This is a genomic window from Sorangium sp. So ce887 (assembly GCF_051521455.1).
Lineage (GTDB): Bacteria > Myxococcota_A > Polyangia > Polyangiales > Polyangiaceae > Sorangium.
On sequence record NZ_CP150354.1, the window covers coordinates 9,012,632 to 9,037,365 of the forward strand.

Annotated in this window: 17 protein-coding genes; 8 read left to right on the plus strand and 9 right to left on the minus strand. The window is 71.2% G+C overall.

Going from position 1 to position 24,734, the window contains the following annotated elements; translation table 11 throughout:
• Positions 1-139: 139 nt before the first annotated feature.
• Positions 140-2,845 carry a hypothetical protein gene (locus WMF36_RS33670; RefSeq protein ID WP_437574884.1) on the minus strand — a complete coding sequence of 902 codons (2,706 nt, stop codon included), beginning with the start codon at positions 2,843-2,845 and terminating at the stop codon, positions 140-142.
• A 263-nt stretch (positions 2,846-3,108) separates the two neighbouring features.
• Between WMF36_RS33670 and WMF36_RS33675 the strand changes: the two genes are divergently transcribed.
• A complete protein-coding gene (locus WMF36_RS33675; RefSeq protein WP_437574885.1) occupies positions 3,109-4,050 on the plus strand; it encodes a PEGA domain-containing protein in 942 nt (313 codons plus the stop codon).
• A 10-nt stretch (positions 4,051-4,060) separates the two neighbouring features.
• On the opposite strand, the gene WMF36_RS33680 is transcribed toward WMF36_RS33675, so the two are convergent.
• The 3 genes from WMF36_RS33680 to WMF36_RS33690 form a co-directional block, all read right to left on the minus strand.
• Complete coding sequence (locus tag WMF36_RS33680; protein WP_437574886.1) at positions 4,061-5,590, minus strand: serine/threonine-protein kinase; 1,530 nt, start codon at positions 5,588-5,590, stop codon at positions 4,061-4,063.
• 231 nt (positions 5,591-5,821) lie between these two features.
• Positions 5,822-6,019, minus strand: a complete 198-nt coding sequence (locus WMF36_RS33685; protein WP_437574887.1) for a hypothetical protein — start codon at positions 6,017-6,019, stop codon at positions 5,822-5,824.
• On the minus strand, positions 6,016-7,104 hold the full coding sequence (locus WMF36_RS33690) for a zinc-binding dehydrogenase (RefSeq protein ID WP_437574888.1): 1,089 nt from the start codon (positions 7,102-7,104) through the stop codon (positions 6,016-6,018). Before WMF36_RS33690 ends, WMF36_RS33685 begins: the two co-directional genes overlap by 4 nt.
• Positions 7,105-7,169: 65 nt before the next feature.
• Here WMF36_RS33690 and WMF36_RS33695 point away from each other — a divergent pair, with 65 nt between their 5' ends.
• Positions 7,170-8,099, plus strand: coding sequence for a LysR family transcriptional regulator (locus tag WMF36_RS33695; RefSeq protein ID WP_437574889.1), 930 nt, complete (start codon positions 7,170-7,172; stop codon positions 8,097-8,099).
• A gap of 169 nt (positions 8,100-8,268) precedes the next feature.
• Here the strand turns inward: WMF36_RS33695 and WMF36_RS33700 are convergent, their stop codons facing one another.
• Both WMF36_RS33700 and WMF36_RS33705 read right to left on the minus strand, forming a co-directional pair.
• Positions 8,269-9,519, minus strand: coding sequence for a trypsin-like serine protease (locus WMF36_RS33700; RefSeq protein ID WP_437574890.1), 1,251 nt, complete (start codon positions 9,517-9,519; stop codon positions 8,269-8,271).
• 52 nt (positions 9,520-9,571) lie between these two features.
• The gene (locus WMF36_RS33705; protein ID WP_437574891.1) at positions 9,572-11,227 is read right to left on the minus strand and encodes a ricin-type beta-trefoil lectin domain protein; all 1,656 of its coding nucleotides are present in this window, start codon (positions 11,225-11,227) and stop codon (positions 9,572-9,574) included.
• 912 nt (positions 11,228-12,139) lie between these two features.
• Between WMF36_RS33705 and WMF36_RS33710 the strand changes: the two genes are divergently transcribed.
• The 3 genes from WMF36_RS33710 (at position 12,140) to WMF36_RS33720 (ending at position 13,974) form a co-directional block, all read left to right on the plus strand.
• The gene (locus tag WMF36_RS33710) at positions 12,140-12,481 is read left to right on the plus strand and encodes an ADP-ribosylglycohydrolase family protein (protein WP_437574892.1); all 342 of its coding nucleotides are present in this window, start codon (positions 12,140-12,142) and stop codon (positions 12,479-12,481) included.
• Between the two features lie 98 nt (positions 12,482-12,579).
• Entirely contained in the window at positions 12,580-12,975 is a 396-nt protein-coding gene (locus tag WMF36_RS33715) for a GFA family protein (protein WP_437574894.1), read from the plus strand.
• A 261-nt stretch (positions 12,976-13,236) separates the two neighbouring features.
• Positions 13,237-13,974, plus strand: a complete 738-nt coding sequence (locus tag WMF36_RS33720; protein WP_437574895.1) for a DUF4336 domain-containing protein — start codon at positions 13,237-13,239, stop codon at positions 13,972-13,974.
• A gap of 314 nt (positions 13,975-14,288) precedes the next feature.
• On the opposite strand, the gene WMF36_RS33725 is transcribed toward WMF36_RS33720, so the two are convergent.
• Positions 14,289-14,900 carry a Dps family protein gene (locus WMF36_RS33725; RefSeq protein WP_437574896.1) on the minus strand — a complete coding sequence of 204 codons (612 nt, stop codon included), beginning with the start codon at positions 14,898-14,900 and terminating at the stop codon, positions 14,289-14,291.
• 202 nt (positions 14,901-15,102) lie between these two features.
• On the opposite strand from WMF36_RS33725, the gene WMF36_RS33730 reads away from it, so the two are divergent.
• Together WMF36_RS33730 and WMF36_RS33735 are read left to right on the plus strand one after the other, a co-directional pair.
• Positions 15,103-18,960 (plus strand): serine/threonine-protein kinase, encoded by a 3,858-nt coding sequence (locus WMF36_RS33730; protein WP_437574897.1) that lies wholly within the window; start codon positions 15,103-15,105, stop codon positions 18,958-18,960.
• A 177-nt stretch (positions 18,961-19,137) separates the two neighbouring features.
• Positions 19,138-20,796, plus strand: a complete 1,659-nt coding sequence (locus WMF36_RS33735) for a formylglycine-generating enzyme family protein (protein ID WP_437574898.1) — start codon at positions 19,138-19,140, stop codon at positions 20,794-20,796.
• Positions 20,797-20,943: 147 nt separating this feature from the next.
• Here the strand turns inward: WMF36_RS33735 and WMF36_RS33740 are convergent, their stop codons facing one another.
• Positions 20,944-22,245: a hypothetical protein gene (locus WMF36_RS33740; protein WP_437574899.1), complete on the minus strand. Its 1,302-nt coding sequence runs from the start codon at positions 22,243-22,245 to the stop codon at positions 20,944-20,946.
• Between the two features lie 305 nt (positions 22,246-22,550).
• Between WMF36_RS33740 and WMF36_RS33745 the strand changes: the two genes are divergently transcribed.
• Positions 22,551-23,774 (plus strand): hydroxymethylglutaryl-CoA synthase family protein, encoded by a 1,224-nt coding sequence (locus WMF36_RS33745; RefSeq protein WP_437574900.1) that lies wholly within the window; start codon positions 22,551-22,553, stop codon positions 23,772-23,774.
• 169 nt (positions 23,775-23,943) lie between these two features.
• Here the strand turns inward: WMF36_RS33745 and WMF36_RS33750 are convergent, their stop codons facing one another.
• Positions 23,944-24,366: a hypothetical protein gene (locus tag WMF36_RS33750; protein WP_437479433.1), complete on the minus strand. Its 423-nt coding sequence runs from the start codon at positions 24,364-24,366 to the stop codon at positions 23,944-23,946.
• Positions 24,367-24,734 lie beyond the last annotated feature (368 nt).

Here is a 24,734-nt window from a genome sequence, read left to right on the forward strand (position 1 = left end):
CAGCTATTCAGGAGACCGAAGCGTCTCGACGATTGACAACAACTCGGTGATCCCACAGGCGCCCGCCGTGCCGACGCGCCGCGCTCGCTGCCGGCCGCTCCGCGCGAGCCGCCGCGCGGAGCGCAGCGCCCCGAGGCGCTCAGCCGCTGTTGGCGCGCCGCACGGCGACGCCGACGCCGGCGGTGCTCCAGCAGCCGCCCATCGTCCACGAGAGGGTGGTGTTGGAGTTGGCCACGAGGTAGCCGGCCAGCGCAACCATGGTCGCCGGCTCGGTCAGGCGCAGGTTCATGGTGGAGGTCGCCGCGGTGGGGCTGATGGTGGGGCTGGCATTGCCGGCGCGCGCCGCCATCACCGTGTACACGAACGAGCCGGTCGCGCTGAAGTTGGTGCTGACCCCCCGGGACGCCGTGCCGCCGCAGTCCGTCGCGCTGGCGTGGGTGCCTGTCGAGGTGGCGCTCGCGAACGAATTCGACTGGTGCACACCCTTCAGCTCCACCACGTTGGCGAAGTACACGCCCCAGGTGTTCGAGTTCGCCAGCTGCACCACCACGGGCTTGTTGCCGGTGGCGGCCGGAAGCTGGCTGTCCAGGAGGTAGTAGATGTGCGCCGCGGCGTTGTTCTCGCCCGACACCCGCTGCGTGTTGAAGAGCGTCATCGGCGTGCCGTCGTAGGTGACGCTCACCGGCACGAGCGAGTTCTCGGAGGCGACGACCCCGACAAGGATCATGCGATCGTGGTCCCGCGGCGTCTGCAGGGCGTGGTTCACGTTGATGATGGGCGCCGAGTTCCCGATGGTGCTCAAGGTGCCGGTCGTGCCCGAGTTGACGACCACGATGTCCGGCGAGACGACGCAGTTGCCGTTCGAGCAGATGGTCCTCGTCCCCGAGCACACGTGGCCGCAGTCGCCGCAGTTGCTGGCGGTGCCGAGCTGGGTCGTGCAGCCGGCGCGGGGGTCGCCGCAAGCCTTCCAGCCCGGGTCGCAGGTGGGCACGCAGGTGCCGGCCGTGCAGGCGGTGGCGCTCGCGTTCGCCTGGAGGCACCGGGTGTTGCAAGCGCCGCAGGCGTTGATGTCGCCGGAGGTGTCCTTCTCGCAGCCGTTCATTCCGTTGCCGTCGCAGTTGCGCCACAGGCCGCTGCACACCGGGCTGCAGCCCGACGAGCCGCATTGATTACTGGCGACGTGGGCGCTGGCTCCGCTCTCGCACACGAGGTTGCAGCCGAGGCAGTTGCTCTCGTCGCTCCAGAGGTCGATATTGCAGCCGTTCCTCGGTACCCCGCAGTCGTCGTACTGCGCGCTCGTGCACACCGGGTTGCAGGTGCCGTCGAGGCACTGATTGCTGGTGGTGTGGATTGTGTTGCACTGGGTGCCGCAGGCGCCGCAGTGCCCCTCGTCGGTCCTGACGTTGGCCTCGCAGCCGTCGGTCACCGAGCTGTTGCAGTTGCCGTAGTCCGCCCTGCAGCCGACGAAGGAGCACGCGCCGCTCTGGCAGGTCGCGGTGGCGTTCGCGTAGATGTTGCTGCAGTTGACGCCGCCGGCGGCCGCGCAGGCGCCGCAGTGGGTCTGGTTCGAGTTGACGTTCGTCTCGCAGCCGTTGTCCGGATTGCCGTCGCAGTCGCCCATCCCGCTGTCGCAGGTCCTCACCTCGCAGGCGCCGCCCTCGCACTTGGGGGTGCCGCCGGCGATGGTGCAGGTGTCGCCGCAGCCGCCGCAGTGGCCGAGGCTCGTCTCCGTGCTGGTCTCGCAGCCGTTGTCGTAGCCGCCGCCGCAGTCGGCGAAGCCCTGCTCGCAGCTGTCGATGGCGCAGCCGGTGGCCGTGCATTTGCCGGTGCCGTTGGCGACCGTGCACAGGCCGCCGCACGTGACGCAGTTCTCCGGATCGGCGGCCAGATCCACCTCGCAGCCGTCCTCGGGGTCGCCGTTGCAGTCGCCCCTGCCGGCCGGGCAAATCGTCTCGCCGCACACGCCGTCGCGGCACCAGGGACTGCCGCCCGCCGTGGGCATGCACTCGACGCCGCACCCGCCACAGTTCAACACGTCGCGGGTGGTCGCCCTCTCGCAGCCGTCGCCGACCAGGCCGTTGCAGTCGGTGAAGCCCTCGTCGCACTCGACGTTGCACTCCGACGCCTCGCAATAGGCGTCTCCGTTCGCGGCCGGGCACAGCTCGTCGCACCCGCCGCAGTGGCTCGAGCTCGTCGATGTGTTCACCTCGCAGCCGTTCTCGGGATCGCCATCGCAGTCGGCGTAAGGCGCTTCGCACTCCTTGACCTTGCAGGCGCCGCCCTGGCACTCGGCCGTCGCGCGCGGCAGCGCGCACTCCTGACCGCAGCCGCCGCAGTTGTCCGCGTCGACGCGCACGTTCACCTCGCACTCCCCCTCGGCCAGGCGATCGCAGTTGGCGTAGCCATCCGAGCAGGTGGGGCCGCACACCCCGCCGATGCAATCGTCGCTGAGGCAGTCCCTGCTCGAGCGGCAAATCTCGCCGTCCTCGCAGCCCTCGCAGTCGGCGCCGCAGTCCACGTCGCTCTCGGTGCCGTTGAGCACGCCGTCGGTGCAGGTCGCCCCGACGCAGAGGCCCTCCTGGCACACGCCGCTCTCGCAGTCGCTGGCCTGGTCGCAGCCCTGGTCGGTCACGCACTTCTTGTCGCAGCTGCCGCCGCAATCGACGTCCGACTCCGAGCCGTCGAGGGCGCCGTCGGTACAGTGCGCCGGCAGGTCGGGGTTGGGCCCCGGCGCGAACTCGAAGTCGGGCACGCTGCACGAAGCGGCGGAGATCCCCGCCGTCAGCGCGGCGGCCGAGAACGCGCGGAGCAGCGCGAAGCATCGCAGAAAGCTCGGGGTCGACATGCAACGACAAAAGTATCATTCGCTGGCGGATTTCGCGGCCACAAATCGAGACAGCGTTGGCCTCCCCGCGCGGAGCCCCGCCGGCACGCTCGCACCTCCGACCACGACGCGGCGCGGCGTCGCGCGCGGCGAAGGCCGCGCCGCGCCGCCACGTTGACAGGAGCGGAGGCGGCAAGTCACTATGGCAAGCTCACTATGGCAAGCGTCGCATGAGGAATTTTCCACGAATGTTCCGCGTCGCAGCGGTGAGGAATTTTCCACGAATGTTCCGCGTCGCAGCGGTGCTGCTGCTGCTCGAGGCGCCCGCGCTCGCCCAGGACGCCGACGAGCTCAAGCAAGCTCGCGCGCAGTTCCAGCAGGCGACCGAGCTCGAGCAAGCGGGTAACTGGGCCGCGGCCCTGCAGCAGTTCCGCGAAGTCGGTCAGGTGCGGATGACGCCGCAGGTTCGCTTCCACATCGCCGTGTGCGAGGAGAAGCTGGGGCGGCTCGTGGCCGCGCTCGGTGGCTACGAGCTGGCGCTCGCGGAGGCCGACGCCGTGGGGCCCGATTTCCGGGCCGAGGTCGAGCAGTCGATCGGCCGGCTGCGTGCCCGGATCCCGAGGCTCGTCATCGTACGCGGCAAAGGGGCGGCCTCCGCGGCCGTGGCGCTCGACGGCATCGCCCTCGGCGGTGCGTCCATCGGCGTCGAGGTGCCGCTCGATCCCGGCCCTCACGCGCTCACCGCCAAGGCTCCCAATTACAAGCCGTTTCAAGCGACGGTGGAGCTGAAGGAGGAGGGGGTGACGCGCGTCGAGGTGACGCTCGAGGCGTTGCCGCAAGAGCTGCTGATCCAGGCGGGCGCCTTGCCGGAGAAGCCGCCGTCCAAGGTGGTGCCGTACGTCATCGGGGGCGTCGGCGCCGCGAGCCTGATCGGCTCCGGGGTGCTGTTCGTGCTCCGCCAGGGAGCGCTCCAGGATCTGGAAGACGCCTGCGGCCCGGCCGGCAAGTCGTGCCCGCCCTCCATGGAGTCACGCTACGACGAGCTCAAGTTCTATCATTACGGCGCGCAGGTGGCGCTCGGCGTCGGCGTCGCCGCGGTCGGCACGGCGACCGCGATCTTGCTCCTTCAGAAGAAGAAGCCAAAAGAGCCCGAGAAGACCTCGCTCCAGCTCGTGCCCGTCGCGGGCGGCTCCGAGCTAGGCGCGCGTCTCTCAGGAACATTCTGAGAGAGTCGCGTCAGAACCCCGGATCGTGCTTCCACGACTTGGGCGGCGCGGGATCTGGCGTCGGGCTCGGCGACCGGATCGGCTCGGCGGGCTTGTTCTGACGGCGGGGCGGCGCGCTCGCGGGTGACACCGGGAGCGGAGCCGGCGCCGCGCTGGCCGAGACGGAGGCAGAGGGCTCGCCCGGGGGCGCGCCGAGCTCGGTCGCAGGGGGCGCCGCCTCGGGAGGCGCGGGCGCTGGGACGGCGGGCGCGGCGGGCGCGGCGACGGAAGGAAGAGGGGCGGGTGCGTCGGCGCTCCGGAGCAGCAGTACGGCGAGCACGCCGGCGGCGAGGAGACCGAGGATCACGACGGCGCGCAGCCCGCGGTTTTTGGAGCGCGCGAACGGCGGGATCTCGTCGTCGGGCGTGCTCCTTCCCGCCTCGCCCGGGGTCGCGCCGCGGAGGTTGACGGTCCTGAAGGCGCTCACCGCCGAGTGACCCGTGCCGGTCACGTCGGAGATGCCGAGGTTGTTGCTCAGCTGATTGCGGTCGGCGCGCTCCAGCGCTTCGGAGAGGGCCACGCGCGTTTGCTGTTGCTGCTCCTCGAACAGCTCGCGGATGAACGTGGCGACGTCCTCGTCGGTGGCTCGCTGGCTGGGCGGCAGCGCCTTGTCGAGCGCGCGCAGCAGCTCGTTGGCCGTGGCGTAGCGCTGGTCGCGCTCTTTTTCGAGCGCGCGCAGCAGCACGGCCTCGAGCGACGCCGGGTAGTCGGGCTCGAACTCGCGCGGCGCCAGCACCGGGTCCGGTGACGAGATGGCGAACAGCGTCGCGCCCTCGGATTCCTTGCGGAACGGGTGTTTGCCGGTGGTGAGCGCGTAGAGCACGATGCCCATCGCGAACACGTCGACGCGCCGGTCGATCGCCTCGCCGCGCACCTGCTCCGGCGCCATGTAGCTCACCTTGCCCTTGAGCTGGCCGGCCTGCGTCGTGCTGTCGTTGAGCGCGGTGGCCTTGGCCACGCCGAAGTCCACCACCTTGGACACGCCGTCGTACGTGACCAGGATGTTCTGCGGGGAGATGTCGCGGTGCACCAGGCCGACGAGCGCGCCGCTCTTGTCCTTGAGCTCGTGCGCGGCGTGCAGGCCGGCGCAGGCCTGCGCCACGATGCGCACGGCGATGGGGACCGGCATGCCGTCCCGCCTCTTCGCGGTCTTCATCACCTGGTTGAGCGGAACGCCGTCGAGCCACTCCATCGCCAGGAACAGCACGCCGTCCTGCTCGCCGAGATCGAGGATCTCGACGACGTGCGGGTGGCGGATCTGTGACGCGAGCGACGCCTCCGCGAGGAACATGCGCTCGAACTGGTCGTCCTCGGTCAGCGTCGGCAGCATCGTCTTGACGGCGACGATCTTCTGGAAGCCGCGCGTTCCCTTCAGCCGCGCCGCCCACACCATGGCCATGCCGCCTGCTGCGATCGGCAGCAGCAGCTCGTAACGACCCAACACGGACCCGGGGCCGAGCTCGGCCGGGGAGTTGGGTAGGACGTTTGGCGCAGGATTCACTGCTACTCGGAAGGCTTGCTACGTTCCCTGACTGTACGAGTGTGCGGTCACACCAAGCGAGTGCCTAGCGATAAGAAACACGGCGGAGACAAATTGCGACCATCGCACCAATACCCCCTCTTGCTTACATTCACCGACAGCTGGCGGCGGCGCTTCGCGGGTGGGCAGCTGCCGCCAAAACTTCGCTAAGAAGTCCAAACGCTGTCCGAAAGTCAAGCCTCTCTTATCCGCCTACCATCGTACAGCCTCGTTGTACGCACGGGTGGAGGTAACGCCCATTCTGAGATCCACCTGGTTCCATGAGAGGTGGAACGTCGATGAGCCGCGGCCTTCAGCCTCCGGCACCGGCGTCTCGTACCGTTCACTGTACCTGGCTGAGCTCCTGGATCGCGCGGGCGTGGGCAGGGCGTCGAGGAGATTGAGCTTCATCGCATCACCGTTGCCACGTCCGCTTCGAGCACGATCTTCCCGACGAAGCCGCCCGCGCGGTGCGCCGCCAGCGCCGACGCGGCGTCGCGGAGCGGGATGCGCCGTGCGATCTGTGGCTTCAGCTGATGGGTGGCGAGCAGCTCCACGAGCGCTCCGAGATCGTCGCGGAGCTCTCGCCAGAAGCGGCGAGGCCGGAACATGTGGTCTGCGCCCAGCGTGCCGCGTCCCCACACATCGAAGAACGTCGACCTTCGCCGACCCGGCGTGACGCTCCACATCAGCTTCAGCGCGATGAACTCGAGAAACCCTCGCCACGCGGAGCCATTCGTCCTGCCCAGCGACGCATTGCCATAACAGACGAGGTAGCCACCGCGGCGCAACATCGCGAACGAGCTCCGCAACGACGCAGCGCCTCCCACGTGATCGAACACGGCATCGACGCCGGCCGGTGCCAGCGCGCGAACGTCCTCGGGCACGCGCTCACGCGTGAAGTCGACGACCTGCGCGCCGAGCGCCTCGACCGCGGAGCGCTGTGACGGTCGACACGTCCCGATCACGTGCACGCCTGCGAGCCGCGCGAGCTGCACGAGCAGGCTGCCTACGCCTCCTCCCGCGCCGAGCACGACGACGGTCTGCCCCGCACGAACGCGCGCGACGCGGTGAAGCATCTTGTAGGCGGTGAGCCCATTGGTGATGAGCGCATCGACCTCTGCAGCGTCGAGCGCGTCGGGCACGACGACGAGCTGCTCCGCGCGCAAGACGACGCGCTCGGCCCACGCGCCGAAGCCGGTGAGCGTGGCGACGCGCTTGCCGAGCAGCGCGTCGTCGACGTCCGGACCGAGGGCGACGACACGGCCGACGATGTCGTACCCAGGCACGAACGGGAACGCAGGCTGACCGGGGTACCGGCCGCGCAGCATCTGCACTTCGGCGTAGGAGACGCCGGTCGCTTCGGTGGCGACGAGCACTTCGCCCGCGTCCGGCGCGACCTCGGGTCGTTCGCGTACCTCCAGCCCTTCGGGCTCGATCAGGCCAGGGATGAACAGCGCGAAGCGCGGTGTCGGTGCGGTGTCTGCGTTTTGCATGGTGCTATGGTTCGTCTTGCACGAACGCCTCGCAACGCGGATCGCTGCAACGCAGGAAGGCAAAAATGCAAGACCAGGAGAGCGAGCGATGGGACGACGTTCGCGTGTTCCTCGAGGCGTATCGCCTGCTCAGCCTCGGGATGGCGGCGTCGCGCCTGGGCGTCGACACCTCGACGGTGAGCCGCCGGCTCGCGGCGCTCGAGCGTCGGCTCGGCGTGCGGTTGTTCGCGCGATCACGCGAGGGACTGCTGCGTACGGTCGCCGCCGAGCAGCTGTTCGAAGCGGCGGAGGCGATGGAGGCGGCGCATGCGCGCTTGTCGCGAGATGCGTCCAGCGTGGAGGCGAACGCCGAGGGCACCGTGCGGCTCACGCTCGACCCGGGGCTCGCGGAGTTCTTCGTGGCGCCTGCGCTGGCGCGCTTCCGCGCGAAGCACCCGCGCATCGACCTCGAGCTCGACGCGTCGCCGATCCCGCGCGACCTGAGGCGACGAGAGGCGGACCTCGCGCTGCGATCGTCGAAGCTCGCGGGGTCGGATCTCGTGACGACGAAGATCTCGGTCGAGACCTGGATGGCCGTCGGCGCGCCCACGCTGATCGGCCGGCTCGGAGCGCTGTCGTCGTGGGACGCGGCGCCGTGGATCACCTGGGACCGCGACATGTCGAGCTACGCCCCCGCGCAGTGGATCGCCAAGCATGCGCCGCGCGCGCCGACGCCGCTGAGGACCAGCCACTTCGCATCGCAGATCGTGGCGGCGGAGGCGGGCCTCGGTCTCGCGTTGTTGCCAGCGCCGTACGCGCGGCGTCCGACGCTCGAGCGCGCGCGAACCACACGCGCGTTGGCGGCATCGGTCGAGTCCTGGCCACGCAGCGAGCTCTGGCTCGTCGCGCCGCGCATCCTGCGAGACGTGCCGCGCGTCGCTGCGGTGTGGACCTTCCTCGTGGAAGAGATGCGCGCGATCGTCGGAAGCTCCACGAGCCGTGCGCGCGGACGCTGAGCGCGAAGGCCCTTTACGCTCGCGCCACGAGCCCTATCACCCCTTCATACGGCTCTCCGAGAAGGGGTCGTTCGCGCCACCACCCGAGCTTCCGCCCAAGGCCCCGCAGGCTGGCAGGCTGTGGAGTAAAAGCGGCTTCTCGATGCATGGATAAGTTGCTGCTACAGCGTCACTTTTCCAGGAGAATCTCGGTCGGCCGCCCGCCTCGCCCACGCCCCGAGCGCCGCCTCGCCCACGCCCCGAGCGCCGCCACGACGAGCCATCCGCGCCGCCGGCGCGCGGCCTCGCCGTCGCCGCCGGACGGTCGGAGCGCGCATCCGCCGGGCTCCCCGGGCGCGCCAGCTTCAGGCCCGCCCGCCGCGGCCTCGCCGTCCGGCGGGGGCACGCAATCCGCGTCGATGTCCGGGCAACCCGGGTCGCAGGCCCCGTCGGGGCCGCAGCGGTCCGGGCCGGCGCAGTCGGGATCGACGGGATCGACGCACGCGACCGCGCAGATCCCATCCTCGCCGCAATGCGCCTCTGCGCAGTCCGGATCGGTCAGGGTCGGGCCGACATCGCACGACGCGTCGCAGATCCCGTCGCCGCGGCACGGATCGCCCGCCTCGATGCGGTCGATCTCGGGCTGGATGAACGCCTCGATCGCCGGGGCGTCCGCGCGGGCGCTCACGCCGTCGATCTCGCAGTGGGCGTCGCCGTAGGAGATCACGCCGGCGACGCGCTCGACGCCCCCCCGCGCGAGGAGCACGGGGCCGCCGGAGTCGCCGAAGCAGGTGTTGGCGCCGGGGCTCCGCGCGTAGAGCTGGGTGGCGTCGATGGGGCCGCTGTCCGTGTCCAGGCCGACGTCGTCCGCGGGCCCCACGGCGGCGATCGGGAACGCGGCGACGCGGCGCGCGAGCGAAATGCCCGCCTCGTCGATGCCGTGCCCCACGAAGGCGAGGCGCGGGCCCACGTACCGCGGGCCGCCGTCCATGGTCTCGCGCAGGAGCGGCGCCGGGGCGACCGGCGCCGCGGCGGCGAGCTCGACGATCGCGAGGTCGCTGGAGAAGGTCGCCTCGTCGAAACCCGGGTGCCGCACCGCCGCGACCGCGCGGACGACCGCCGGCGGCCGCGCCGCGCCCGGGCGGAGATCCTCGCCGAAGTAGATCCGGGTGATCCCTCCGCCGGGCTCGGCGCCGGGCTCGAGGCAATGCGCGGCGGTGAGCACCACGCGGCGCGCGACGAGGACGCCGGAGCAGAAGGCGCCGCCCTCGTCCCCGACGCCGACCGCATAGTCGCGCGCCGCATCGAGCGCGCCGCCGAGGATCGCGGCCCGATGCTCGCCGACGCGCTCCGCCGCGCCCTCGAGCGCGTCCCGGGGAGCGCAGCCGGAGAGGGCGGTGAGGGCGAGGAGCGACAGGGGCCAAAGGTGCCTTCCCGACATCGTGAACCTCACCGCCTCTCGCCGCCTCGGCACCTCACCGCCTCTCGCCATCTCAGAAGCCGATGCCGGGCTTCATCCAGCGCTGCGCGCGCGCGCCGTCGCATTCCCAGACCTGGACGTTCGTCCCGAGATCGATCGCGCCGCCGCTCACGTCGAGGCAGAACATGCTTCTGAGCAAGCTCCGCAGCTCGCCCCCCGGCATCCAGAACCACCGCTGGGCGTTGCTGCCGTTGCACACGCCGATCTGGACGTTGGTGCCGGACTGGATGTCGGCGCTTGTGGCGGCGGCGACCTCGAGGCAGCGGTCGTCGGCGACGGCGCTCCGCAGCTCGTTGCTCGGCGAGACGAACCACTGCTGCCCGTTGCCCTCGTCGCAATCCGAGATGGCCACGTTGGTCCCCGGGGTCGAGCTGGCGCCGACGACGTCGAGGCAGCGGTTCCAGTACAGGTCGCTCTGGATCTCGATGTAGTCGCGCCACTTCTGGGCGTCCGAGCCGCTGCAGGTCCCGGTCTGCACGGCCGCGCCCTCCGCGGTGCTGCCGCCGGCCACGTCGAGGCAGAGGTTCGCGGCCAGCGCGCTCCGCAGCTCGCCGCTCGCGTTCCGGGTCCACTTCTGGGCGTTCGTGCCGTTGCACTCCCAGGTCTGCACCTGCGCGCCGGGCGTCGTGTCGCCGCCCGACACGTCGAGGCAGCGGTCCGGGGCCACGCTGCTCCGCAGCTCGCCGCTCGGCGTGAGCAGCCACTCCTGGGCGCTCGTGCCGTTGCAGCCCCAGGTCTGCACCGTCGCCCCCTCCTCCGTGCTGCTGTTCGACACGTCGAGGCAGCGGTCCGCGGCGACCCCGGTCCGGAGCCGCACGCGGCGGCCGTACATCGCCTCCACCGCCCAGATGTCGCCGGTCGACAGCCCCACGCGCTGCGACGAGAAGGTCGACCCGTCCTTCTTCGTGATCGTGGGCTGGCCGTTGGCGGAGAACGCGAAGGCGTCGTATTGCATGATCGAGCCGAGGTCGTACGGCCCGAGATCCACGCCGTCGCTGCGATCGAGGTGCGTGAAGAAGTTGTGTTGGTGGCCTGGATCGATGTTCTCGAAGTGCACCGTGATCGTCTCGTCGCGATCGGCCCTCGTCTGCTCGTGGTACAGGCCGACGGCGTGCCCGATCTCGTGGATGGTGCTGCCGGTCAAGCAGCCGTCGGCCAGGTTGATGAACTGCTGGCCGCCGCTCCGACCCACGCTGGACGAGCACCCGGTGCTCGGCTGGAACGTCACGTAATCGACCTCGGTCGTGCGGAGCTTGAACCGGAGCGGCGTCACGGACTGCACGTGAGCGATGGCGTCGTTCACCCGGGCCTGGTTGGGCAGGCTCGCGTCGATCGTGTACGGGACGACCCCGCCCGGCCACCGGGAGGCGCCGTCGAGCCGCGCCGCGGAGCGCTCCTGCCGGTCCCGCTCGTCGAGGAGGATATCGCCCTCGAACACCGCCACGCCGCCGAACCGCTCGTAAACCACCTTCTGCGGCCCCAGGCCGGGGAGATCGACGATGCGCTCCTCGACGCGGCCGCGCACGCCGGGAAACGCGAGCTCCGTGCGCGCGTCGAAGGAGCTCGCGGCGTCCTCCCCGTCCGCGCCGGGCTCTCCAACGCACCCCGGGAGGAGCGCGAGCCCGAGACCAAATATCGCCTGAACACCGAACCTGTTCCGTATGATCATGAGTCCTCCTCGACGGGCGAACGATGCGCCGAGATCGAGAGATCTCCGCCCTCCGCGCAGCCACGTCGTCCCGGCCCTCGGATCCGAGCGGCGCTCCGGCGAGCCCGGAGCGCCCCCACGGAGGCCTGTGGCGCTGGCCGCGGATCATCGGCTGTCGCTCTCGTCGCGTCCGCGGAGGTCAGCCGGGCTGCTGCGCTGGGCCAGCCGCGGTCCTCGGTCGGACGCGGAGGTCTCCCTGCGGGAGGACCTCGAGAGACACGTCGATGCCCCGCTCGGGCGCGAGCCCGTCCTGGGACCATCCTCTGCGCGATCGTTCACCTGTGCCCTTTGAATGCCGCCGAGCCCGGCCGGCCTTCATGGATTCGAACACGGCACATCGTTTTTTTCTGGAGCGCGTTCCGGGGAGATCTCGGGGCAAGAAACCGGCGCCCGCGCGGCGCCCGGCGGAAGCAGCGGCTCGACTTGACATCGGCCGCCGGCCCCCTTTGACAGTCCATCGGTGGAGCAGATCGATGCCGGGATCGCGGCGCTCGCCGCTATCCTCCGCGAGAACCTCGCGAGGACCACGCCATGCTGCTACCGTGGCTCCGCCGCGCCGCGCGGCGAACAGGGCCTCCTCGGGGCTCGTGAGCTCGGCGCCCAGTTCCGCGCGCCAGGGGTCCGGCCAGGGGTCCGGGAGAGATTTCAACGCAAAGGCGCAATATAGTAGAGACGGTGACAATGGGCCTGATCGGCGATAGGGCTACACTAGCTTTTGACATTGGCGATTACTGCGAGGGGTCGAAGCAGAACCAGCACATGTTAGCCGAAGGGCGAGCGCCGCGACGGGATCGGGCGTATCATCTCCACCGATGACGGGCGTCGGATTACGGGTACGCGCACGGAGCTGCCTCCGCGCAGGCGCCCTCGGCGATGCATGGGGCGGCCCGTACGAAGGTCCGCGACCGGCGCCTCGACCGTTCTGCCTTTCGAGAGTCTCCCGGCGACGCCGCCCTTCGCTTCGGGTGCTCCGGCCATGGGGTCGAGGCCGTGCCGATCGCCTTGTTCGTCGCGGCAACGACCGCGAGGGAACCCCTCGAGTCGGGGATCGCGACGGCGGTCTCTCTGGGCGGTGACACCGACACGATCGCCGCCATCGCCGCCCAGGTCGCCGCCACCTCGGGACGGCCAGTCCCGGGAGGCCTTATCGCGAGGCTTCCGGAGGCTCCGCAGCTCGCTCCGGTGCTCGACCCCTTCATCTCTCTTCTGCAATGACGAGCGGGACCGGCCTCTGCTAACATGCCGGTGCTGCCGGCGGGCGCTACGCGCCCGCGGCAGACCGGTAACGCGTCAGGTGCCCGAGGGGAGTTCACATGCCCGACCGTGTCGCCTCCTGCAGTTGTGGTCAGCTCAAGGCTCGAGTTATCGGCGAGCCCGTGCGTGTCTCCATTTGCCACTGCTTGGCCTGTCAGCGCCGAACTGGCAGCGTCTTCGGGCAGCAAGCCAGGTTTCGGCGCGAGGACGTCTCGCTCTCTGGCGCCTCGTCTGAGTACGTGCGCGTGGGCGACGAAGGCTCTCATAGCAAATTCCACTTCTGTCCAGGCTGCGGATCGACCGTCTACTACGAGTCGGAGGGAATGGAAGAATACTTGGCAATCCCTGTTGGGGCGTTTGCTGACCCAAGCTTTCCAGCGCCGCTCGTCTCTGTTTACGAGGCTCGAATGCACAGCTGGGTCATTCCCCCTCCCGACGCCGAGCACATCCCATGAGCAATCAGGCACCTAACCCGATCCATCGAGCGGACATGCTCCGGCGAGCCGGGTCATGCCGCTCATGTCGAACGTTGGCCCGACACGGAGACGCCGGCACTTCGGTAGCGCTTGAGGTTTTCCCAGGGCCCGCTCGGTGCCATCGAGACAACGTACCTGACCGGCTTCTCACGCCCAGCCTCGCGTGCCGCCCTGCGAATTTTCCGCGAAAGCCCCTCAAACTTCGTGCTCATGCTCACCAAAGGAAGGTAAGCTACTCTAATGGCAACTCCCAGCGTTCTCGAAGTCGTCGTGCCAGACTCCATCTGGGTCATCGAACGTCCGATATGGTTCGGCGGTGTTCGCCTACGAGCGAGAACTACCGTCGTTCGACTCTCGCGTGATGCCCTCTGGGTTCATAGCCCCTGCACGCCCACCGACGATGTATGCGCGGCGCTCGATGCGCTCGGCGAGGTGCGTTGGATCGTAGTACCCAATCGGTTCCATCATCTACAAACTCCAGCTACCGCCGCTCGGTACCCAAACGCACTTGTCGTCGGACCAAAGTCGGCCCAGTCGCGCAACCCGCACGTCAGCTTGACCGTGGGCACGGACGATCCCGCGTATACCGGCTCTACCCCTGAGCTAACCTCTATTCAGCTAAGGGGCGTTCCTTTTCTTGACGAGACAGTCTTCTTCCACGCGGCAAGTGGCTCCCTGATTGCTGCAGATTTACTCATATCCGCCTGCGCACACGACCACTGGACTTGGCGAATTGCAGCGCGCATCTGGGGACGCTACGGAAAGGCCAGGACGCCCCCGGACGTCAGGATGCATACTCGTGCGAGCACGGCGGTGGCTGAATCAATTGCGCAGATGCGCGCGCTGCCACTCCAGCGAATCCTCGTGGCCCATGCCGATCCGATCACGGACCGACCCCTTCAACAGCTCGCCGAAGCCTGGGACTTCGCTATTCCTCCTCACCTGGGGCGCCAGCAACGCGAGGATACGTACAGGTAGAGCGGTAGGCCGGCGTGGAGCCAGCTCACGGGAGAGAGGGCGTCTCGGGGCACGGGCGCGTCGAACACCGCCGCGGCGACGATCGCCACGCCGGAAACCAGGATGCCGACGGTTCTCAAAAGCCGATCTCGGCGCAAGAGCGCGCGTCTGGCGGCGATCCACCGATCCACCTACCCGCTTCGCGCGGCGCTCGCCCTCGCGAGCCGAGGACGAGCGTGCCCCCGCTCACGGCGCACACCATTTCTTCGCGGGACGCAGCGCACGGCACGGAGCGTGCGGTATCGCCCCCCGGGCGGTATCGCCCCCCCCGCCGCCTACCGCGCCCGGACGAGCGGCGTGTCCACGAGGTGCTCGGACAGGAACCACACCTGCATCTCGTTGACGCGGACAATCTGGCTCACGAGCAGGTCGTTCGTCCCGTCGTCGCCGGACTCGGCCGCCTTGCCCGCCGCCTCGCGCGCCTCGATCAAGATCTGCTCGTGCGCCTCGAGCAGCCGCGAGATCTGCACCGGCACCTCCTCGCGCCCCCGCGGCGGCCGCTCGATCTTCGTCATCTCCACGACGTCGTGCGGCATCGCGATCGCGATCCCGCCGAGCGTCTGCGCCCGCTCGGCCAGGTCGTCGACGAGCTTGGCCTGCTCTTCATAGTGCTTGTCGAGCAGCAGGTGCAGCGAATAGAAGGTCGCCCCCGACACCTGCCAGTGGTGCTTCTTGTACATGTCGCGCAGCACCATCGTGTCGCTCAGGATCTGATTGAGCGCCTTGACGCTCGCCGCGCGCACGTCGTCGCTCAGCCCGAGCGGATAGCGCGCCAGCGCCCCGTACGGCTGAATCTCCTCCCCGCGCTGGCGCAGGATGGGTTGCGCCTCGGGCCCCGGCCTGCCGTCCCCGGTCGTCTGTTCACGCACCTGAGTCATGATCGCCATGATCGCTCCTCTCGCCACCAGGCCTACTTCGCGTCCGAACCGCCGGGTGGCAACCCTCCACGAGCGCCGTGAGGCCGCCTGTGCACGCCCGCCGCGCTCACCCCGCCGGCCGCCCTTGCCCCGAATGAGCACTGGACGCAGAGCTCGCCTCGCTGGCAGGCTGGCCGCCGGTGAGGCCCCTCGCCGGGGTCCTCGGTGAGCGATGCAGGCAGGAGACATCATAGACGGCCGGTTCGCCATCGAGCACCTGGCCGCCTCTGGCGGGATGGGGGCCGTCTACCAGGGCCGCGATCAGGAGACCGGCGAGGCCGTCGCGATAAAGCTCCTGACCACCGAGGGCACCCAGAACCTCGGCCGCTTCACGCGCGAGGCGCAGGCGCTCGCGGCGGCCCGCGTCCCCGGCGTCGTGCAGTACGTCGCGCACGGCACGACCGCGTGGGGTCAGCCGTACCTCGCCATGCAATGGCTCGACGGCGAGACGCTCTCCGAGCGGCTCACCCGCCAGGGGCTCACCCTCGAGGAGACCCTGGAGCTCGGCCTGCACGTCGCCAGGACGCTCGGCGCCGTCCACAGGCTCGGCCTCGTCCACCGCGACCTGAAGCCGAGCAACCTGATCCTCGAAGGCGGCTCGCTCGAGCGCGTGAGCCTCATCGACTTCGGGCTCGCGCGCGCCGCCACCGACGAGCCGCTCACGGCCGCCGGCCTCGTCGTGGGCACGCCCGGGTACATGGCCCCGGAGCAGGCGCGCGGAGAGCTCAGCGCCGACGCCCGCGTCGACGTGTTCGCGCTCGGGTGCATCCTCTACCGCTGCCTGACCGGCCACCCCGCCTTCCAGGGGAACGCCGGGCTCGCCGTGCTGATGAAGGTCCTCCTCGAGGACCCACCCCGCGTGCGCGAGCTCCGGCCCGGCACCCCCGCGGCCCTCGACGACCTCGTCGCCCGCATGCTCGCGAAATCCCCGCAAGATCGGCCGGCCGACGGCGACGCCGTCGCGGCCGAGCTCGCCACGATCGGCGGCCCCGAGAGCAGCCTCGGGGGGCCCCGCTCCTTCCCGCCGCGGGCCGTGGAGCTCACCACCGGCGAGCGGCGCGTGATGTGCCTCGTGATCACCCGCGAGCACCCCGCCGAGGGCGACGCGGCGGAGGAGCCGCGCCGGGCGCAGCTCTGGCAGCTGCACGACGTGGCCGAGCAGTACCGCGGCGAGCTCGAGCTCCTCGAGGGCCGCTCGCCGCTCATCGTGCTGTCGGGCGCGGGCACGCCGACCGATCTCGCGGCGCGGGCCGCCCGGTGCGCGCTCGCGCTGAAGGAGCTGCTCGCCGGCGCGCCCGTCGCCCTCGCCACCGGCCGGGCGGAGCTCTCGGCGCGCGTGCCCGTCGGCGAGCTCATCGACCGCGCCTTCCAGATGCTCGCCGACGACGAAGGCCGCTTCCCCCTCGCGGGCGTCCGCATCGACGAGGTGACCGCGGCCCTCATCGGCGCCCGGTTCGACGTCACCGAGGACGCCGCCGGCCGCGTCCTCCACAGGGCGCGCGACGAGCGGACCGCGCAGCTGCTCGGCCGGCCGACCACGTACGTCGGCCGCGAGCGCGAGCTCGCGATGCTCGTGGCGGAGGTCGACCGCTGCATCGACGAGGGCGCCGCCGGCGCGGTGCTCGTGACCGCCGAGGCGGGCATGGGCAAATCGCGCCTGCGCCAGGAGCTCATCCGCAAGCTCCGCGAGCGGGGCGACCGGATCGAGGTCTGGATCGGCCAGGGCGACCCCATGGGCGCCGGCTCGGCCTTCGGCCTGCTCGCGAGCGCGCTCCGCCACGCCCTCGGCCTCGCCGACGGCGAGCCGCTCGAGGCGCGGCAGCGCAAGATCCGCCGCCGCGCGGCGCAGCACGCGGACCTCGACGCCGCCCGCGTCGCGCCCTTCCTCGGCGAGCTCGCCGGCGCGCCGTTCCCCGACGAGAACGACGTGCAGCTCCGGCTCGCGCGGCGCGACGCCGTGCTGATGGGCGACCAGCTCCGCCTCGCCTGGGAGGCCTTCCTCGGGGCGGCGTGCCGCACCGGGCCCGTGCTCCTCGTGCTCGAGGATCTGCAGTGGGGCGATCTCCCCACCGTCACGCTGGTGGAAGGGGCGCTGCGCCAGCTCAAGGACATGCCGCTGCTCGTGCTGGCGCTGGGGCGGCCCGACGTGCGCCGGCTCTTCCCGAGGCTCTGGGAGGGCCGGCTCGCGCACGAGCTCCACCTGACGCCGCTCCCGCGCCGGGCGAGCGAGCGGCTCGTGCGCGAGGCGCTCGGCGCGCACGCGCGGCACGACCTCGTGGCGAGGCTCGTCGAGCGCGCGGACGGCAACGCGTTCTTCCTCGAGGAGCAGATCCGCGCCGCCGCGGAGGGCAAGAGCGAGGGCCAGCCCGAGACGGTGGTGGCCATGGTGCAGGCGCGGCTGGAGACGCTCGACGCCGAGGCGCGGCGGCTGCTCAGGGCGGCGAGCATCTTCGGCGAGACGTTCCGGTCGAGCGCCGTCGCGGCGCTCCTCGGGAGCATCGACATCGCCCCGCTCCTCTCGGAGCTGCTCCGGCGCGAGGTGATCGTGCGGCGGGGCGAGGGGCGGCAGCGGGACGGCGCCGAGTACTGCTTCCGCCACGCGCTCGTGCGCGAGGCCGCCTACGGCATGCTGACCGCGCGCGACCTGCGCATCGGCCACGCGCTCGCGGGCAGCTTCCTCGAGGCGGCCGGCGAGGGCGACCCGAGGGTCCTCGCCGAGCATTTCGAGCGCGGCGAGGAGCCCGAGAAGGCCGCCGAGTGGTACCTGCGCGCGGCCGACAAGGCGCTGCGCGGCAACGACCTCGCCGCGGCGATCGCGTGCGCCGAGCGCGGCATCGCCTGCGGGCCCGGTGAGGCCGCGGTGGGCGCGCTCCGCCTCGTCGAGGCCGAGGCGCTGCTCTGGCGCGGGGAGGCCGCCCTCGCCGAGCAGCGCGGGATCGAGGCGACGCGGCACCTCGCGCCCGGCTCCGTGGCGTGGTTCTCGGCGTTCACGCAGCTCGCCGGGGCGGGGCACAAGCAGCGCCACTACGAGCGCGTCGAGCGCTGGATGATGGTCGTCCTCGGCACCGAGCCGCTCGTGGGCGCGCTCATCGCGAGGAACGCCTGCCTGATCGAGGGGGCGATCGTGCTCCTGCTCGGCGGCCGCTACGCGTGCGTCGACGCGCTGATCGACGCGGTCGAGCAGGCGACGGAGGACGCGTCGGCCGCCGATCTCATGATCGAGGCGAAGCTGCTCTACCTGCACGGGCTGCTCCGGCAGCACAACGGCGATCCGAGCGCCTGCATCGCGAGCATGAGCGCGGCGCTCGCGGCGTTCGAGGACATCGGCGATCGCCGCGAGGCGTGCCGGGCGCGGCTCAACATGGGGCTCTGCTACGTGCAGTTCGGGTACTTCGAGGCGGCGGCGGAGGTCCTCCGCGCCGGGCTCGAGGAGGCGGAGCGGATGGCGCTCGACGACCGGGTGCCGAACGCGCTGCAGAACCTCGGCCTCGCGCTCGCCCACGCGGGCGAGGTCGACGCCGCCAAGGCGGCCCTGCGGAGCTCGATCGAGGCGCTGGAGCGCCGCGGCGACCGGCGCCGGGAGTGCGAGAGCCGGCTCCAGCTCGCGCGCGTCCTGCTGCTCGCGGGCGAGCCCGCGCTCGCCGAGGTGGAGTCGCAGGCGGCCGAGGCGCTCGCGCGGGCGGTGCCGGAGCGGCTCCCCGCGGCCATCGCGGCGCGCGCGCGCGCGCTGCTCGAGCTCGGGCGCGCCGGCGAGGCGCTCGCGGCCACGACGGAGGCGCTGTCGCTGCTCGAGTCCGGCCGCCGCGACGAGGAGGGCTTTCTGGTGCGCCTGGTCCACGCCGAGGCGCTGGCGGCGGCGGGCCAGCGGGCCGAGGCCAAGGGCGCCATCGCCCTGGCCCGCAATGGGCTGCTCGTGCGGGCCGGGAGGATCAGCGATCCGGCCTGGCGCGAGCGCTTCCTGAGCGATGTCCCCGACCACGCGCGGATCCTCGCGCTCGCGCACGACTGGCTCGACGAGGCGGCTCGCTGAAGCGCCTGCGCGCCTGCGCAAAGAGGCCGGCACGACGCGCAGGGGAGCACGTATTCGTCGGCGGTGGTCTCCGCCCGACGGCGGGTGGAATCCTTTTCTCGCGCTGGACAGCCGACATCGCAGGTAAGCTGAGCGCCTTTCCTCTGACCTCGTGATTGAACGCAGGGAGGCCGCTCCATGATCCGGTCGTCTGTCATTCTGATTCCTCTCGCAGCCATCGCCGTGGCCCTCTCGTGCAGCAGCGAGGATGGGAGCCGCCCTCCGACGTCGGGGAACCTGCCCACCGGCAGCGCCACGACGGGCACCGGCGGAGACGGCGGTGGGCAAGGCGGCACCGGCGGGCAGGGCGGCGACGGCGGCGGCACCGGCGGGGACGGCGGCGGCACCGGCGGGGACGGCGGTGGCACCGGCGGGGACGGCGGTGGGCAAGGCGGCGCCGACGGGCAGGGCGGCGGCACCGGCGGGGGCGGTGGTGAGCCCTTGGCAAGCTGTACCAACGGCGTGAAGGACGGCGGCGAGTCCGACCTCGATTGCGGCGGCTCCTGCCCTCCCTGCGTCGACGGCCAGGCGTGCGCTGCGCCCACGGACTGCGTCTCACGGCGCTGCGAGGAGGACGCCGGCGGCGGCAGCGCTGGGAGCGGGGGTAGCGGCGGCAGCGCTGGGACCACGTGCGCGGCGGCGCAGTGCGATAACGGCGTCAGAGACGGCGACGAGACCGACACCGACTGCGGCCGCGGCGCCTCACCGCGCGGCGGCAACCCGGCGTGCCCGCCGTGCGCTGACCTCCAGGACTGCGCGGTGGGCTCGGATTGCGAGTCGCTGAGCTGCGTGGCCGGCAGGTGCCTGTCGCCGAGCTGCAGCGACGGGGTGAAGAACGGCAACGAGACCGGCATCGACTGCGGCGACCTCTGCGCCGGCTGCGCGGCCGGCGAGGCGTGCTCCAACTCGACCGACTGCAGCGACCTCGTCTGCATCGAGCAGGTCTGCCTGTCGGCGAGCTGCAGCGATGGGGTGAAGAACGGCAAAGAGACCGACATCGACTGCGGCGGGACGGTGTGCAGGACCCGGTGCCCTGCGGGGCAGGGGTGCACCGCCGGCACCGACTGCGCGACGTCGCTCTGCAACAGCGCGACCCGTACCTGCGCCTGCCCTCAGGGGATGGTGATCGCGCCCGTGGCGGGCGGCGGGAGCTACTGCATCGATCAGTACGAGGCGACGAAGCAGGAGTACGACGTCTTCATGCAGGCGAGCCCCCCGGCGCCCCCCGGCCTGCCGGCCGAGTGCGCCGGGAACATCTACCAGCCCTCGAACGGGTGGCCCTACACCGAGGGGAGAACGCCCATCAACTACGTCGACTGGTGCGACGCGTACGTGTACTGCGCTTACAGGGGCAAGCACCTCTGCGGCAGGATCGGTGGTGGAGCGAGCTCGCCCGCCGAGCTCGCGAACGCCGAGCAGAACGAGTGGTACAACGCGTGCTCCGGCCAGGGAGTGAACGAATATCCCTACGGCCACGTGTATGAGCCGAAGTGCAAGGTCGACGCTCCGACCGGCGATTTCGCCCTGAAGTCCGTGGGTCCCGCCCCGGTCCCGCCGGTCTCGACGTGCGAGGGAGGCGCCACGGGCCTCTATCACATGAGCGGCAACGCGGCCGAGTGGGAGGACTCCTGCGACACGGAGGGCAACTGCCTTGTCCGCGGCGGCTCGCGGGCCTCCGTGCGCGACGCAGTGGATATCGAGGACGGGTCGTTCAAGGCGGCCAGGTGCGATGCGAGCCTGTCCGCTCCCCGGCGCGACAACACCGATCCGAACATCAGCTTCCGGTGCTGTCTCTGATCGTTCGCGCCTGAAGGCGCGCAGGGCAGCGCGCCGGGCGATCGCCCGGGCGCTGCGCCTGCGCCGGGCTCTCGGGGCACCCGGCGCGCCCCGCGCCCGGATCGCGCGGCGGCGGCGCTCGCCGGCGCCGCCGCCCGGCCGCGGAGCTCAATCCGCCGCTTCGGGGTCGCAGCCGTAGAGGACGTCGATCTCCGCCCCGGCGTCGGCCTGGACCGCCTGGCACGCGTCGGGGCAGAGCTTGATCATGTCGTTCTCGATGAAGAAGGAGCCCGCCGCGCACGCCTCTGCGCTCGGCACCTGATCGAACGACTGCAGCGCGCTCCCGTCGCCGGGCGTGTACTGGACCACCACGGTCGAGAGATTGATGACCTCCCCCGGCGGCGAGTCCGGCACAGCGAAGTCGCACTCGACCACCGCGCCGGTGATGACGCTCTCCGCGATCGCCCGGAACACCACGTCATAGGAGCTCGTCTGGCAGAGCGGGAACCTGAGGCCGCCGGTCCTCCTGCTGAGCGTCTGGTAGCCCGTGCCGGGCGCGACAGCGGTGCCGCACGTCTCCTCGACCACGTCGCTGTCGGGCCCGTATGCGTCGGTGGCGGGCGTGTTCTCGAGGAGCCCGACGATGCTATGGAAGACGTAATTGGGCGCGGTGACGTCGCCGAAGACCGCCGGATCCAGATCGAACAGCAGCTCTTCAAAGTCCGCGGCGACCTCGTCGAGGGGCTGCCTCGTATCATCGATATAGATGTTGCGCGGGAGGTGCGTCGACTGGCAGCCCACGTGATCGTCGGTGATCACCGTGATCACCTTGAGCGAATCGGGGCGCACCCACTCGGACCACCCGGACGGCGCGACGCCGTGCTGGTCGGGCATGACACCGTTGTAGCTGCCGAGGAGGACGCAGAGCGCGTCGTTGCTCCTGATCTCGTGGCTGTAATGGTAGAAGAGGGGCGGGTTGTTCCCGGGCGCCTCCGGGACCGGGTCGCAGCTCGCCGAGCTGAGCGGGGCGCCGACGCAGATCGAGTCGTCGACCCCCGCGGTGCCGTGCGCGGAGATCATGATGACACGGTAGTCGATGCCGCTCTCGCCGATGATCGCGGCGAAGCTCTCGTTGATGTTGTTCTGTACGCTGATGATCTCGTTCGCCATGCTGGGCGAGTTGTCGATGACGAACACGACGTCGACCGGCCGCTTCGTGAGCGTGGCCTCGGCGGCCGTGGCGACGCACTCTTCGCCCGGTTCGACCGGAGAGGCGCCTCCCGTGTTCTGCCCCGAGCCCGCGCCGATGTCGTCGTCGCCGCCCTCGCCGCCGCCGGCGGTGCCCCCGCCGCCCTCGCCGCCCCCGCCGCCCCCCGCTCCACCGCCGCCTCCGCCGCTCCCTCCAGCCGCCGCGCCTGCGTCGCCTTCCGCTCCGGAGCTACAGGAGCATCCCGCGGCGCCGGTCATCATCAGAGCACCCAACCCAAGAAGCGGAACCAACATGGTAGACCGGGAGAGCTTCACATGAACCTCGACCGCAAGGGCGCAAGAACGCGCCATTACAGATTGCACAGTTGCAACGAGATGTGGTGATGAATTTGACCTGAACGCGATTTTTTCTCGCTGGCTGCTCCGCATGACATCGGCCGAGTGAGGGTCGTTGTGCGCGGTTCTCGGCGGCGCGGTGGCGCCGGGTGGCGCCGCGCGCGCCCGGCTCCTCCGAGCTTCCGCGCGGGCTCGATGGTCTCTGCACAATGCTCCCCTAGGATGCAGGCATGAGCCTACGTCATGACTTTCCTCCCATCGGCATCGATGCGATCGCCCTCGCCGTCCCCCGCCGCTACGTCGAGCTCGGCGAGCTCGCCGAGGCCCGGGGCGTCGCGCCGTCCAAGTACCTGACCGGCCTGGGCACCCGCCGGATGGCGATCGCGGCGCCCGAGGAGGATCCGATCACCCTCGGGGCCAACGCGGCCCGCCGCCTGTTCCAGCGCTCGGGCGCGAGCCCGGCGGACATCGGGCTCTGCGTCGTGGGCACCGAGACCGCCGTGGACCACGCGAAGCCGGCGGCCTCCTTCCTCCACGGCCTGCTCGGGCTGCCGAGCGCGTGCCGGGTCTTCGAGGCCAAGCACGCCTGCTTCGGGGGCACCGCCGGCCTGCTCAACGCGGTGGACTGGATCGCGTCCGGCTCGGCCCGCGGCCGCGCCGCCCTCGTCGTCTGCTCGGACGTGGCCCGCTACGCGCTCGGCTCGGCGGGCGAGCCGACCCAGGGCGCCGGCGCGGTGGCGCTGCTCGTGCGCGAGCGCCCGCGTCTCTTCGAGATCGAGGTCGGCCAGACCGGCACCTACGCGCGCGACGTCTACGATTTCTGGCGGCCGCTCCACCACAAGGAGGCGCTCGTCGACGGCCACTTCTCGGTGCAGTGCTACCTCGACGCCCTCGCCGGGGCCTACGGCGAGTGGCGCCGCCTGGCGGGCGACGGCGAGCCGCTCGCGCGCACCTGCTACCACGTCCCCTACGGCAAGATGGCCCGCAAGGCCCACCGCCACCGGCGGACGATCGACGGCCTGACCGAGCAGGCCGCCGACGAGAGCTTCGCCGTCGAGGTGGAGCCCTCGCTCGACCTGCCGGCGCGCATCGGCAACATCTACACGGGCTCGCTGTACCTCGCGCTCGCGTCCCTGCTCAACGCCGAGGCGCGCGTCCTGGAGGGGCGGCGCATCGGGCTGTTCAGCTACGGATCGGGCTGCTGCGCCGAGTTCTTCGCGGGCAGGGTCCGGCCGGAGGCCGCGGCGCTCGTGGCCGATCTCGCGATCGACGCCCCGCTCGACGGGTGCCGCCACGCCTCCGTCGCCGAGTACGAGGCGCTGCGCCAGAGCGACGAGGCCGCCGACCGGCGGCCGGCGCCGGAGGGCGCGGAGCGCGGGGGCGCGAGCCTGAGCCGCCGGGCCGTGTACCTGGGGCTCGACTCGAGCGAGCGGCGCATCTACGCGAACGAGTGAGCGCCGCGCGAGTAAGAAGCGAGGGGGGGGGCCGTATCTGCCCCGGCGTGATTCACATGAAGGCGGGAAGATCATTGATCTTTCTTCGCGCCTTCCCGCCTTCATGTTCAGATCCGGCCACCGCTGAAGCCAGCGCCGGACGCGCCGGCGCGCTGGCGCAGCGGGCGGCTCAGCCGTCCGGCAGGTCCGAGACCTTCACGGTGAAGAGCTCCGCCCCGCCGGCCGCCGCGACGACGACCCGCAACGTGCCGGAGGGGGCCGCTCTCTTCAGCTCCGCGGCGACCGCCCGCGTGACGGGCGACAGCGGGGCGATGATCTCGGCCAGCGCCGAGCGCGCCATCACCCCGGCCAGGACCGGCGCGCGTACGCCCGAGGCCAGGGCCGAGCGGAGCGTGCGCTCGGGCTCGAGATCCGGATCGCGCTCCTGCAGGCCGATCGCGATGAGATAGCCTGTCGGCTCGCGCAAGGAGAGGAGATACCCGGAGAGCGACGCGGTGGCGCCGCCGCGCGGCGGCAGGCTCCGCAGCAAGCGCCCGAGCTCCGGACGGTGGTCGTCGAGCAGCTCGGCGCGCTCGTCGTGATCAGACGACATGCTCGGCCTGCCCTTTCTTCGCGAGGGCGCGCGTCGTGAGACCGCAATTCAGCCGGATTTCCGTCGGTGCGTGTTTCGTGACCATATGCCTCCAGCGAGGGCACCTGCCCTCTCTGTTGTTTGTTCCGGTCACTCCGCCGCGCGTGTCATGGAATCGGTCGCAGCGCTGCGAAGTCCGCGATCCGGCGCCAGCGGGTCCGCGCCGCCCCCCGGGGCCAGGCCCCTGCCCGTGCCCCGCCCGTCGCGCGGCCGGCCCATGGCCGGCCAACGGCCAGGAGCGAGCGGCGAAGGAGTCATCGCGTCGGCGTGGCTCGGCCGGGCGCGTGAGACACCGGCGGCGCTGCGCATCCAGGGTCGGGGGCGCGGTC

Excerpts from the sequence above, each read along its gene's own strand:
- WMF36_RS33670 (WP_437574884.1), bottom strand. The coding sequence starts at position 2,845 with ATGTCGACCCCGAGCTTTCTGCGATGCTTCGCGCTGCTCCGCGCGTTC.
- WMF36_RS33675 (WP_437574885.1), top strand. The coding sequence starts at position 3,109 with ATGTTCCGCGTCGCAGCGGTGCTGCTGCTGCTCGAGGCGCCCGCGCTC.
- WMF36_RS33685 (WP_437574887.1), bottom strand. The coding sequence starts at position 6,019 with ATGAAGCTCAATCTCCTCGACGCCCTGCCCACGCCCGCGCGATCCAGG.
- WMF36_RS33690 (WP_437574888.1), bottom strand. The coding sequence starts at position 7,104 with ATGCAAAACGCAGACACCGCACCGACACCGCGCTTCGCGCTGTTCATC.
- WMF36_RS33695 (WP_437574889.1), top strand. The coding sequence starts at position 7,170 with ATGCAAGACCAGGAGAGCGAGCGATGGGACGACGTTCGCGTGTTCCTC.
- WMF36_RS33700 (WP_437574890.1), bottom strand. The coding sequence starts at position 9,519 with ATGTCGGGAAGGCACCTTTGGCCCCTGTCGCTCCTCGCCCTCACCGCC.
- WMF36_RS33705 (WP_437574891.1), bottom strand. The coding sequence starts at position 11,227 with ATGATCATACGGAACAGGTTCGGTGTTCAGGCGATATTTGGTCTCGGG.
- WMF36_RS33710 (WP_437574892.1), top strand. The coding sequence starts at position 12,140 with ATGCATGGGGCGGCCCGTACGAAGGTCCGCGACCGGCGCCTCGACCGT.
- WMF36_RS33715 (WP_437574894.1), top strand. The coding sequence starts at position 12,580 with ATGCCCGACCGTGTCGCCTCCTGCAGTTGTGGTCAGCTCAAGGCTCGA.
- WMF36_RS33720 (WP_437574895.1), top strand. The coding sequence starts at position 13,237 with ATGGCAACTCCCAGCGTTCTCGAAGTCGTCGTGCCAGACTCCATCTGG.
- WMF36_RS33725 (WP_437574896.1), bottom strand. The coding sequence starts at position 14,900 with ATGGCGATCATGACTCAGGTGCGTGAACAGACGACCGGGGACGGCAGG.
- WMF36_RS33730 (WP_437574897.1), top strand. The coding sequence starts at position 15,103 with ATGCAGGCAGGAGACATCATAGACGGCCGGTTCGCCATCGAGCACCTG.
- WMF36_RS33735 (WP_437574898.1), top strand. The coding sequence starts at position 19,138 with ATGATCCGGTCGTCTGTCATTCTGATTCCTCTCGCAGCCATCGCCGTG.
- WMF36_RS33740 (WP_437574899.1), bottom strand. The coding sequence starts at position 22,245 with ATGATGACCGGCGCCGCGGGATGCTCCTGTAGCTCCGGAGCGGAAGGC.
- WMF36_RS33745 (WP_437574900.1), top strand. The coding sequence starts at position 22,551 with ATGAGCCTACGTCATGACTTTCCTCCCATCGGCATCGATGCGATCGCC.
- WMF36_RS33750 (WP_437479433.1), bottom strand. The coding sequence starts at position 24,366 with ATGTCGTCTGATCACGACGAGCGCGCCGAGCTGCTCGACGACCACCGT.